The 11,303-nt window shown below is 39.2% G+C and carries 17 protein-coding genes and 1 pseudogene; 1 reads left to right on the top strand and 17 read right to left on the bottom strand.

Features of this window, described 5'->3' with window-relative positions; genetic code table 11:
* Positions 1-173 precede the first annotated feature (173 nt).
* Entirely contained in the window at positions 174-866 is a 693-nt protein-coding gene (locus NSS81_RS14490; protein WP_342429389.1) for a universal stress protein, read from the top strand.
* Positions 867-925: 59 nt separating this feature from the next.
* On the opposite strand, the gene NSS81_RS14485 is transcribed toward NSS81_RS14490, so the two are convergent.
* The 17 genes and pseudogenes from NSS81_RS14485 to NSS81_RS14405 form a co-directional block, all read right to left on the bottom strand.
* Positions 926-1,489, bottom strand: a complete 564-nt coding sequence (locus NSS81_RS14485) for a tyrosine-type recombinase/integrase (protein ID WP_342429388.1) — start codon at positions 1,487-1,489, stop codon at positions 926-928.
* A 172-nt stretch (positions 1,490-1,661) separates the two neighbouring features.
* Complete coding sequence (locus tag NSS81_RS14480; RefSeq protein ID WP_342429387.1) at positions 1,662-1,964, bottom strand: hypothetical protein; 303 nt, start codon at positions 1,962-1,964, stop codon at positions 1,662-1,664.
* Between the two features lie 363 nt (positions 1,965-2,327).
* The gene (gene eutM / locus NSS81_RS14475) at positions 2,328-2,624 is read right to left on the bottom strand and encodes an ethanolamine utilization microcompartment protein EutM (protein ID WP_342434032.1); all 297 of its coding nucleotides are present in this window, start codon (positions 2,622-2,624) and stop codon (positions 2,328-2,330) included.
* Between the two features lie 22 nt (positions 2,625-2,646).
* The gene (locus tag NSS81_RS14470; protein WP_342434031.1) at positions 2,647-2,940 is read right to left on the bottom strand and encodes a BMC domain-containing protein; all 294 of its coding nucleotides are present in this window, start codon (positions 2,938-2,940) and stop codon (positions 2,647-2,649) included.
* 41 nt (positions 2,941-2,981) lie between these two features.
* The gene (locus NSS81_RS14465) at positions 2,982-3,599 is read right to left on the bottom strand and encodes a phosphate propanoyltransferase (protein ID WP_342434030.1); all 618 of its coding nucleotides are present in this window, start codon (positions 3,597-3,599) and stop codon (positions 2,982-2,984) included.
* Between the two features lie 39 nt (positions 3,600-3,638).
* A complete protein-coding gene (locus NSS81_RS14460) occupies positions 3,639-5,162 on the bottom strand; it encodes an acetaldehyde dehydrogenase (acetylating) (protein WP_342429386.1) in 1,524 nt (507 codons plus the stop codon).
* 24 nt (positions 5,163-5,186) lie between these two features.
* Positions 5,187-5,789, bottom strand: a complete 603-nt coding sequence (locus NSS81_RS14455; RefSeq protein WP_342429385.1) for a BMC domain-containing protein — start codon at positions 5,787-5,789, stop codon at positions 5,187-5,189.
* A gap of 12 nt (positions 5,790-5,801) precedes the next feature.
* Positions 5,802-6,461 carry a cupin domain-containing protein gene (locus NSS81_RS14450; RefSeq protein WP_342429384.1) on the bottom strand — a complete coding sequence of 220 codons (660 nt, stop codon included), beginning with the start codon at positions 6,459-6,461 and terminating at the stop codon, positions 5,802-5,804.
* Between the two features lie 45 nt (positions 6,462-6,506).
* Positions 6,507-7,055 (bottom strand): BMC domain-containing protein, encoded by a 549-nt coding sequence (locus NSS81_RS14445; RefSeq protein ID WP_342429383.1) that lies wholly within the window; start codon positions 7,053-7,055, stop codon positions 6,507-6,509.
* 2 nt (positions 7,056-7,057) lie between these two features.
* A complete protein-coding gene (locus NSS81_RS14440; RefSeq protein ID WP_342434029.1) occupies positions 7,058-7,471 on the bottom strand; it encodes a hypothetical protein in 414 nt (137 codons plus the stop codon).
* Positions 7,460-8,368, bottom strand: a pseudogene (locus NSS81_RS14435) (4Fe-4S dicluster domain-containing protein); the annotation flags it as partial. The gene NSS81_RS14440 and the pseudogene NSS81_RS14435, both read right to left, overlap by 12 nt.
* A gap of 31 nt (positions 8,369-8,399) precedes the next feature.
* On the bottom strand, positions 8,400-8,663 hold the full coding sequence (locus NSS81_RS14430; RefSeq protein ID WP_342429382.1) for a EutN/CcmL family microcompartment protein: 264 nt from the start codon (positions 8,661-8,663) through the stop codon (positions 8,400-8,402).
* Complete coding sequence (locus tag NSS81_RS14425; protein ID WP_342429381.1) at positions 8,660-8,962, bottom strand: BMC domain-containing protein; 303 nt, start codon at positions 8,960-8,962, stop codon at positions 8,660-8,662. The genes NSS81_RS14430 and NSS81_RS14425 overlap by 4 nt, the downstream gene beginning before the upstream one ends.
* Before the next feature lie 18 nt (positions 8,963-8,980).
* Positions 8,981-9,823: an ethanolamine utilization protein EutJ gene (gene eutJ / locus NSS81_RS14420; protein WP_342429380.1), complete on the bottom strand. Its 843-nt coding sequence runs from the start codon at positions 9,821-9,823 to the stop codon at positions 8,981-8,983.
* Positions 9,811-10,479, bottom strand: coding sequence for a cobalamin adenosyltransferase (locus NSS81_RS14415; protein WP_342429379.1), 669 nt, complete (start codon positions 10,477-10,479; stop codon positions 9,811-9,813). Before NSS81_RS14415 ends, eutJ begins: the two co-directional genes overlap by 13 nt.
* On the bottom strand, positions 10,457-10,930 hold the full coding sequence (locus tag NSS81_RS14410; protein WP_342429378.1) for a EutP/PduV family microcompartment system protein: 474 nt from the start codon (positions 10,928-10,930) through the stop codon (positions 10,457-10,459). The genes NSS81_RS14415 and NSS81_RS14410 overlap by 23 nt, the downstream gene beginning before the upstream one ends.
* On the bottom strand, positions 10,927-11,280 hold the full coding sequence (locus NSS81_RS14405) for a BMC domain-containing protein (protein ID WP_342429377.1): 354 nt from the start codon (positions 11,278-11,280) through the stop codon (positions 10,927-10,929). The genes NSS81_RS14410 and NSS81_RS14405 overlap by 4 nt, the downstream gene beginning before the upstream one ends.
* Positions 11,281-11,303: the final 23 nt, after the last annotated feature.

The raw sequence follows: 11,303 nt of genomic DNA, 5'->3' as shown, positions 1-11,303 counted from the left end.
TAAAAAATAAACGGTCTTCAAAGTAATTGAATCCCCATTATCACTAGCTTTATCTCAAATCGAGATATTTATAAATAGATTGACTGAAAGTGTGGCATGAGTTATAGTCATACATAGTTTAAAGTAAAGTACTTGCTTGTGTTAATTCACATTTAACCCGAGGTGAAAAATCAATGAAGAAAACAAAGGTACGTATGGACGAAAGCATCCTCGTCTGCGTATATTATGGTCCAAATGGGGAACGTCTCATTCAACGAGGCTGTAAAATTGCAAATATGCTAGATTGCCCTCTATTCATACTCACCGTTGACCCTACGCCATTTGATGAATTGGATGCTGAAAAGACGAATTATATTACAAGATGGAAACAATTAGCTGATCAACATAGTGCGGATGCATTTATTATTAAAGATAATGAAAAAAGACCGATATCAAAAGTGATTGCCGAGGTTGCCAGAGAAAAAAATATTACACAGATTATTCTCGGTCAAACAGCACAGAGTCGTTGGGAGCAAATTGCAAAAGGGTCTATTATAAACTCTTTACTGCGTGAAATACCTTTTGTGGACCTTCATATTATTTCCGTTGCCCGTTATCTTAAAAACCCTGATAGGAATTTCGAAAAGGGAGTACGTGCATACCTTGTTAAGGAGCACGAGGACTACCGCCTCATCTTCAAGTATACGAAGAATGTGGAATTTGAAGGGATATTTTTCAAGGAATTTGGAACTGACTTTAATAATGGTATTTTCAAATTTATGAAGGACCAAGAAACATTACAAGTCCAGGTGAACGAGGATATCGTCAATGAATTTAAAAATGTTGAAATGGATACAAACTTAACCCCTGAAGATGATTATTTATAAAATATTACCTCCCCCTATGGTGGAGGTTTTTTGTTTTGTGTTTCACTTCTAAAATCTAACTATAAATTTACATCCACTTTAATGAGACGCTTCTCATCTTTATTTATCCCTATGTATCTTAATGTTTCAGAAGGAGCGTGATGATTATAAATTTCCATTAGGATTGAAATAGCAATACCTTTTCGATAGGCATGATACCCAAAGGTTTTTCTTAGTGTGTGTGTCCCTATTTTCCCTGGAATCCCAACCTCTTTGGCCGCTTTATTAATGATTCGATAGGCTTGCTGTCGAGTAATCGGTTGATTATTCTTCTTTGACTTAAATAGAAAATCACTTTCATTAAACTCATAACTATATAGGTAATTCTTTAACTCAGATTGGATGGCAGAATTTATGTAGTATACACTTGCTTCTTCGTCATTCGTATCCTTTAAATATAAAAATTCCCTGATCTTCGCTCCATCCCAAATATCGTCAACCTTTAGTGAAAGTAAATCACTTACTCTTATTCCCGTATTAATCCCAAAAACAAATAGCAATAAATCTCGTTGTGATTGTTTCCTTAATATCATTTTTATTGCATTGATACTTTCAATATCCTTTATAGGGTCGACAAACTCCACAGGATTTCCTCCTAGATAAGGTTACATAAACATATTTTATCATGCACTAAGTAACATTACAATTATGTTTTATGCTTAATTACAGGGTGTACCACTTTGACAAAGGTAATGCATAATAAAAAAAGGCAGCCCCTTTACTATTTTAAGGGCTGCCTTTTTATTTGAAGGGAACTCATTGGTTACATCTTTTTCTTTTTAAGACAAAGAGACTGCCGCCAAGTGTAAATACTGAAATAAATTTGCTTGCTAGAATTAGATAGGAAGTGGTTTGATTATCTAGGGTGATATGTGGAAGTACAAAAAGGCTATAGACGATGAGCAAACCAAAAGCAAGGATAGAAAATGCATTATTAAAAGCTTTGTTTATTATTTTCTCGCTTTTTTCTTCATCCATTTTTGTTAAAATTGTAATGCCATAAGCCAAAACTAGGATCATTATATAAGTTAAAGCTACTACTGCATATAGGATGTTCATGTTTGACTGCCTCCTTTGATTTCTCTTTATCTCCGGCTAATTGCTATCAAACAGATGGCTGTAATTTTATTGGTTAGATAAGAAAGGTCTTCTATTAAGGACTTAATTATCCCTTGGTGACAGGCTCTCCATTAAAAAATATATAGTTTTCCTATTCAATGAAAAAACATATCAATCTTATTATCTCATAAAGGGATTTAGTTTAAAAGTTCATGTTTATATTACTCAAAAGGAAAAAGGCAACTTTACGGAAGTTGCCTTTCTTTATTAATGAATTGAGAAATACACTCCAGATAAACTAAATGACATAACTATAGTCTGTACTTCTCAAGATCAGTGTAATTCCTATTGATTCAACTTAATTTACAGACTCTTTGATATTCCACCTGAAGGAAGTACAACTTCAACTTCAGCGTGTGGACGCGGGATGACATGAACAGAGATTAGTTCACCAACACGCTGAGCTGCAGCGGCTCCAGCATCAGTTGCTGCCTTTACTGCACCTACATCACCTCTCACCATTACCGTTACCAAACCACCGCCAACATGTTCTTTACCGATCAAGTAAACATTCGCTGCTTTAACCATTGCATCTGCAGCCTCAATAGCTCCTACTAAACCCTTTGTTTCAACCATTCCTAATGCATCATATTTCATAATTCTTACCTCCAATATTTTTATTTTATTTCGCTAAAACAGGTTCATTTTCTACCTTTTCTACCTTTTCAACTGGAAGAATAACTTCAACTTCTGCATGTGGACGTGGGATAACATGGACAGAAATCAGTTCACCAACACGTTGAGCTGCAGCAGCTCCAGCATCAGTTGCTGCCTTTACTGCACCTACGTCACCTCTTACCATTACCGTTACCAAACCACCGCCAACTAGTTCTTTACCAATTAGATTAACATTTGCTGCTTTAACCATTGCATCTGCAGCCTCAATAGCTCCTACTAAACCTTTTGTTTCTATCATTCCTAATGCATCGAATCTCACTTTTCATACCTCCATTAATTTTATTTTATTAGTTTAATTTTCGTTAACGAATTAACATTCATCGCATTTGCCTCTTCAATATCGATATGACATTCGAGAAGAGATGAATCATTTGCTCGAACAGCAACATTTTTGTAAATGCCGCCTCGTGGACCCTTTATTTCAATAGACACAACCTGACCATCATGAACATCAAAACGCTTTGCATCTTCAGGGGTCATGTGTATATGCCTTTGAGCAACAATCAAACCTTCTTTAGTCTGGACGGAACCTTTTGGACCCACTAAGGTGATTCCAGGGGTTCCTTGTAAATCGCCAGACAATCTAGGTTCTGTCACTTTCCCAAGCTTATAGAAATCTCCTTCAAGAATTTCCACCTGTGTCTTACTGCGTACAGGTCCAAGAATTCTAACCTTTTCAATCGCGCCTTTAGGTCCGCAAATGGTTACTGTTTCCTTACACGCATATTGACCAGGCTGTGACAGGTCTTTTAGTTTTGACATCTGATATCCTTCTCCGAACAAATGGTTTAAATCCTCTTTGGATAGATGAATATGCCGATTAGAAACTCCTACCGGAATATCATAAGTATCCTCTTTCACTTCTGTTGGGGTGATATGTTCTTGCAGTGCCTCCATCAAAAGTTTCAGGACATCCTCATGTTTTTCCATTTTAGCTTACCCCCTCTTCATCGCAACCACTAACTCATTGATCAGCTTTAAAAGCTGTTCATTATCAGCGATATTAATCTGTGATGTATAGGAAGAGGTAGTTTCAGAGCCACTTTCAACACTCTTTTCACATTCAAGCTCAGGATAGTTGAATGTTGGATCCGCTGAAGCTAAAGTGCTGCAATCTCTTAATCCGTATGCCACTCGTTTGATATTGATCAAATGTATTGGGCTGACATTTTCAGAGATAGAACTTCCACCCCAGGTACCACATCCCAGTGTAAAAGAAGGCATAAGTCCAGTACTTGCTCCGGTAGCTCCTTGTGTACTTCCCGTATTAACTAAAATACGTGCTGCTGGTTTCTTTGCAAATTTCATGACAATATCTCTATTTTCCGTATGAAGACTCATACTATGGCCAATGCCATTCTGCAACAACTTAATACAAAGTTCACAAGCTTCCTGCCAATCCTTTACTGTATAAAAAGCCAGTACGGATGTCAGCTTTTCATAGGATAGTGGATCACTAGACCCGACCCCGTGCTGTTCGCCTATTAAAACGGTTGTATTTTCCGGAATGGAGAATCCTGCTGCCTCTGCAATCACCAGAGGTGATCTTCCTACAAACTTTGCATTCATGGCATGTCCATTTTTAAACAACAATCCACAGACTTTAGAAGTTTCTTCCGGACTCATAAAATAGGCGCCCTGATTTTTTAATTCTACGATTACCTGCTCGCGATTGTACTCCTCCACAATGATAGATTGCTCAGAAGCACAAATGGTGCCATAATCAAAGGTCTTACTGGCTAAAATATTTGTAACAGCCTGTTTAACATTCGCACTTCTCTCAATGTAGGCCGGGCAGTTACCTGCACCAACACCCAAAGCAGGTTTTCCTGCACTATACGCAGCCTTTACCAGCCCAGGTCCGCCAGTGGCAATAATCATCTTCACTTCTTTGCTTTTCATCAACTCATTTGTTGCATCCATGGTTGGTAAGGAAATACAGCCAACAATGTTCGCAGGAGCACCTGCCTCTTCAGCTGCCTTGTTCATCAGAACTGCTGCCTCCATCGTACATTTTGCTGCAGATGGATGCGGTGAAAATACAATGGCATTCCGTGACTTAATGGCAATCATCGCTTTATAAATAGCTGTTGAGGTTGGATTCGTTGAAGGAATGATCCCCATAATTAAACCAACCGGTTCTGCCACATCCATTATTTTTTCTTCTAGATTTTCTCGAACCACACCGACCGTTTTCATATCCTTAATCGATTTATACAAAATAGTAGAGGCCAAGTGGTTTTTATAAGTCTTATCTGCAACTTTACCAAAACCAGTTTCTTCAACCGCCATTCTCGCTAGTTGAACGGCATTTTCTGCGGCGACCTTTACCATATTGCGCAAGATTCTATCAATCTGCTCTTCTGTATATTCTGCGATTTGATCGGCTGCGGTTTTTCCCATTTGTGCAAGATTTCTTACTGATTGTATGGATCTTAAATCGTAATCAAAATTTTCCATTAGAGGATTCCCCTCCCTTTTCTATTAATCTAGTTGTTTAGTAGAATAGTATTCATCAAACACTGCCAGCAGCTTTTTCTTATCTGCCTTTGAAATCAATCTTCCCGCGATGCTTAAGTCCTTATATTCGCGAGCAATAGTTCGAAGTTTTGTTACTTTAAGGCTGTTCAGAAACTCAAAGGCTTCTACAAACCCATATTTAAGAACGATAGAATCGATCTTACTCTTATTTATTTTTTCCCTATCTGCTACTGTCACTTTTTCTTCGACTTCTGTTTTCTCCACTTCTGCTTCCTCTTTTGTTTCAGCTTTCAGCGGTTCAAATAACTGACCTCTCTCATTCTCAGGCGATTTTACATCACTCAACAGACCAGCCACTTCATCATGAGGACGTGGAATGACATGGAAAGATATCAGCAATTCGTTATTGATTTGTCTTACTGCTGCTGTACCGGCTTCTACTGCAGCTTGTACGGAAGCTACTTCACCGGTGACAGCAATGGATACAAGACCTCCTCCAACATGGGTCTTGTCTATAAGGGTAACGGCTGCTGCCTTTAGCATTGCATCAGCACTTTCAACTGCAGCAAGGAGCCCTCTTGTCTCGATTAATCCAAGTGCCTGCATTTATCCACCTCCTTACTTCTGCATCGTGTCAGACCAGTTAGCTGGATATGTAGTATAAAAAAGTTTAACCTTATCCGGTGAACCCCATATTACCTTAGAGCCTGACGGTACATAGACCACATCTCCAGGATACGCTGTGAAGGTTTTTCCATTAATCGATATCGTCAACGTACCTTCTATTACATAATCAATTTCTTCATAACAGAGTTCCCATTCAAAGCTGGATTTTTCTATCGTTAAAAATCCTGCACTCATGGAGGAATCCTCTTTACTAATTACTTCCTGATAAAATACTTTATCGTTAGGATTTCCAGTATCAAACACATCAAACTTAACTGAATTACCCCTAACTACCTTTAATCCTCCCGAATCACGCTCAGCTTGATATGGCAGCACAGGTATGTTGTCTAATAATCCTTTTAGAAGTCCTTTATCCATCATGGACTTGAGCACAGCATAAATCATATTACTGTCAATTTCACCAGTGCCGGTTTTCTCATGGACAGGTGAAATGCTTTCACAGGCTTTTTTCTCGTAAGAAAATTCGATTCCGGATACTTTTGCAGCATCTCTGGCTGCCGGAGTGATAATCGTATTGCTTTCAATATAAACTATCTTTTGCCCCTGCTTTTCAAATGCTTCAACATCTTTTATACAGATTAACTTCCTCATACCCTCACCTCCCTTCAGCATTAAATTCTAATAATATAGAAGATCTTAAAATAAACATGGGATTAGTCTGTCGGATACCGATGCTATAACCTCTGCATTTACCAACAAACCTTTTTCTTCTGCTACTGCCTTTCCTGCTTCAATACTCGTTTCAACCGCAGCCACATCACCGGTAAAAGTAAAATATGCCTTGCCTCCTATTCCATTTCCCAAACGAAGTTCAAGTGCTTGAACATCAGCAGTCTTTAGAATAGCATCCGCAGCTAAAATCATCGTTGCCAAGGAGAAGGACTCTATTATTCCCAGAGCCTGAATTCTATCAGGCATGGTTGTGCCCGTTATTGCGGGAAATACCGCAGGACTAACATTAGGGATGATAAGAGAATCAACTAAATAGTCTTCTGCCATCCGCTCACCTATTGCTACTGAATCCTGAACGGATGCAACGTCACCATGAACAATGGCAATATACTTACCTGGGCAAGTAGAAGCAGCTGTAATGATTTCCACATTAGATATCTTTACCATCTGATCTGCCACATAAATACCACGAGCAATGCTTGTAAATTCAACCATCCCTATTGCATTCGACATTTTTAGTCCCTCCTTATTGCAATAAAAGCATTTTCGATTTCCACAACTGTTCCAGAAATGCTTGCATGAATTGCGGCTCCTAAACTGTTTTCAGGAATTCTTCCAATCAGCTGTCCAACGGCTACGTGATCACCAACGGAAACAACTGGAATTGCCGGAGCCCCGACATGCTGGCTTTTTGCAATATATACAAGCTCTGGTTTTAGTGTAATGTCTGTCAATGGAGCCGGTTTGTCATAACCATACAAGCCCAATCTAGCCGTAAGACGCTTACTTGGAACAAAGCGGAATTTACGGTTTTTGCGGGCAGTGAATGTTGTCTGCACCATAGTATATCGAATATTTTTTTCAACTAATTTCTGTTTAATAGACTGATTGGCATTCCTCGGATATATTCCAATTGGACATGAGAACAATTCACATAAATTACACTGGGAGCAAAGATAGGCACTCTTCTGATCTTCCACATCCTCCAATGCATAGTTTGTTACCCTCATCATCTTATGTGGCTGCATGTTGTGCCCAAGCAAATAACGAGGACACATGTCCGTACACATACGACATTGTTCACAAGATTTATTCACTCTCATTGCCTGTTCCATACTAATTGATTTTCTTCGAATCAGATTATGCTGCTTTTTTAAAATGACTAATCCCTTTGTTTTCTTTGTCACAAATCCATTTAAACTGCTCAAGACTGGCCCCATCATAGGACCTCCATCAATAACGGCATACCCTTCAAAATTATCGATACCGCTTAGCTTCAACACATCTATTATCGGTGTTCCCACTGGAACCTTTACGGTCAAGCGCTTAGGTATATCTCCTGCAACCGTGATATATTTTTCCGTAACAGGCTCTTTCATCATTGCATTGTAAATATTTAAAGCTGTTTCTGAATTGATTACTACACATCCAACCTGAATGGGAATACCTGCTTCGGGGACAATTCTCCCCGTTAGTTCGTACACCAAAATCTGTTCGTCACCTGCAGGATAAAAATCCTCAAGCTCTTTTACCTCAACGAAGTCCCCAAGCTGTAACGCATTAATCTTCGCTTTCAAAATAGAAACTACTTCTTTATGCTTTCTTTTAATACCTATCAGTGCTTTACTTGCGCCTACAAGCTTTCCTGCGGCTTCAAAGCCTTTAATAATCTCACCGGGAAACAGCTCCATTAATTGCTGATCCACTCTTAAAAGTGGTTCACATTCAGCACCGTTAAGCAGGATATATTCTGCCTTTGCGGCTAATTTTACATGAGTAGGGAATCCTGCCCCTCCTGCTCCGACAATGCCAGCTTCTTTTACCAAATCTAGAAGACTCAATTTTGCACCACCCTAATCACTTAAACTTACAATCTTCATCAATGATACCTACAACAACCGCGTCAATAGGTATTGAGTCATCACCCAGCATTTTGCGAGCCGATGAGCCTGTAGTAACAATAACCCTATCTCCGATACCGGCACTTATGATATCTACGACAATCAGGCGCTGCCCCTCATTTAGGCCACCAATCACTTCCGCCAGCATAAACTTTAAGCCGTTAAGTGATTCTGCTTTTCTTGTTGCCCATACAGTATCAATGAGTTTTGCGGTAATCATCGCACTTTACCTTCTTCCCACTTCCGTTTAATCTCCTGCAATGCTGATTCAACGGATGAAGTATCGCCAAAAATGGCAATTAAAATCATATTCTGAGGGCAGCTGCCTCTAACATCTGCTACCTGAACTCCAACTGCCTTTTCAGCTATATCGGCAGCAAAAATCATTTCAATCATTTTTCCCTGCACTAGTCCGATCGCATCCATACATTCCATTTTCTTATTGAGACTAGTACCAATGCGCCGCATAAGAATATCTAATGTACCCTCGGATGGGGATTTTATTATTCGAAGATCCATGATAACTACACCTGCCAATCATATACTTTGCTGCCTGCAGCTAAGTGCTATCCCTATAGGAGTTACAAACATTGGATTATGCGGCTTATGGGTGTAGATTCCTGTTTTGTTTGCGATGATCTCTTCAATCCCGTCCAAACAGCAGGTTCCACCTACCAAGGCGATTTCCTTAACGTCATGACCATTAATATGTCGATTGATGATCGACGCTATTTTTTCCACTACAGGTTTTAACACTGGCAGCAATTCCTTGTGATTCTTTGGATTACGTTTAAACTTCTCTGCCTCTGGAAACGAATATTTGTATGCACCGGAAATCACCAATGAAAAGTGGGTGCCGCCCGTTGGCTCATCCTCTACATAAACCACTTTGCCATCCTTTAGAATCGAAATACCCGTCGTTCCTCCACCAATATCGACCACTGCACCGTTCTCAATTTTGAGTGCTGCATTAGCCGCCGTAGGTTCATCAAGTAAATGGGTCAGCTCAAATCCCGCTGCTTCAACAACGTTTTTTACGGCTCCGGAATCAAGTGTATCTGTACCTGGTGGAATAGCAGCGGCTGCAAGAAGCAATCCGACACCTAATTTCTCTTCAAGCTCTTTCTTCATTTCTCTAACTATATTAACCGCACCAATATAATCTACGACCATGCCATCGCGAACAACATCTGCATATCGGTAAGCACCTGCAACTGGTTGATTGTTTTCATTTAGAACGGCCAAAACGATACATGCGGTTCCTAAATCAACTCCTGTATAGTAAGCAGCAGATTTACCCACAAGCGGATTTTCGATTACTTTTTCAAAATCTCTTACAAGTTGGTTACAGTACTCGAAATTTGAATTTACTTTTGACATTTCAACCCTCCAGCCACTGAGCAGATTAATTGAGAAAGGCTATTAATCAATTGATTCACCTTACAATTGATCTCTTCATAATTTTCTTCTTTTTCCTCCAGATAGAGTTCTTGTGCAAATGGCTCTATTTCTTGAAGGGCACATCGAAGTCTATGTAATAGTAAGATATCTTTACCTTTATCAAGCTGCATATGAAATTCAGTGATTTCAAAACAATCATCAAGAGTTTCAGAGAAATTCGTTTCATTTATCCCTGTACATTCCTTGCAACTAAGGTTTTCAATGGTACCTTTACTTTTTACTGCCTTTTTAATAGAAGAAAATTGTTTGTTTAACTTCACCACACTGTGCGCCAAACCAACATCTCTAGGCAGCATATCTTCTGCCGTTAAAAGAAATAACACCTCGATCGATTTCATCCTGCTGTGAAACTGCAAGTTTTTCCACTTGTTCCTACACTCACGTACTTCTATTGCTGGTTTACTTTCTGCTGTTATTTCTTTACTAGCGGAAACTTTATCGAGTATTTTGACCCCACGGTCTCCAAGAAACTGCCGTGCTCCAGGTGTCAGCCTTACCTCTGGAATTAAATCATACGTCGTAAAAGGTTCTTTTTTTAATAAATCCCGTAAGTCACCTTCGGTAATAAATTTCATTTTCCGCCCTCATTACCTTTTCTAATAGAAAATCTTTTAAATTACTGATGCTCTTCTCATTCGCTGTACTAATTTTAAAATAAGGCTCCTGTACTCCAATTTGCTGAAGTTGTCGAAGGCAGTTAGCCTCATTCTCCGGATTTACATCCACTTTTGTAATGACTCCAATTACAGGACAGCGAAACACTTTTGCAAAACCAGGTGAATATACATTTGCACATTTTGATTGATCAACCAGGATCAATACATGTGATGCATCTTGTACGGCTGAAATTAAATATTTGTACATCCACGCGTTTTCAATATAAGACCCGGGGACATCAATCGTGTATTTTCCATAAATAAGATTCTGTGTTTTCTTAATTGGCCCCTCGTGGTCATTTAGTGCATGGACCAAAGTGGTCTTTCCACAATTTGTAGGACCAATGACCATTATTCGCTTCTTTCTCATGTTCGTGTAATTGGGGTTGTCACAAAACCCAGCATATTTTTCAATGTTTCATTTACGGCTTCCAGTGCTGTGATGACACTTTGAACATCGCCGCTTATCACGACCGATCCAGTAAAGCGATCAAGAAATCCAATTTCTACATCTGCTGTCTTTGTTGCAATATCAGCGGCAATGATTGCCGTTTCGTAAGGAGTTAAAGTTAGAATGCCAATGGCACCTTTTTCTTCTATTCCCAAACGTTCATATATATCCAACATAGGTGAAGCAATCACATGTGCAATGGTAACTTGTTTACCTGGTACTGATTCTTGTATGATGCGCTCTATAGATTTCTCACTAAATGCTCCCATAATAAGTACCTTTCAAATCTATT

The organism is Neobacillus sp. FSL H8-0543 (assembly GCF_038592905.1).
Taxonomy (GTDB): Bacteria; Bacillota; Bacilli; order Bacillales; family Cytobacillaceae; genus Neobacillus.
Note: the sequence above shows the minus strand (reverse complement) of the source record. Positions and strands in the feature narration are given on the sequence as shown.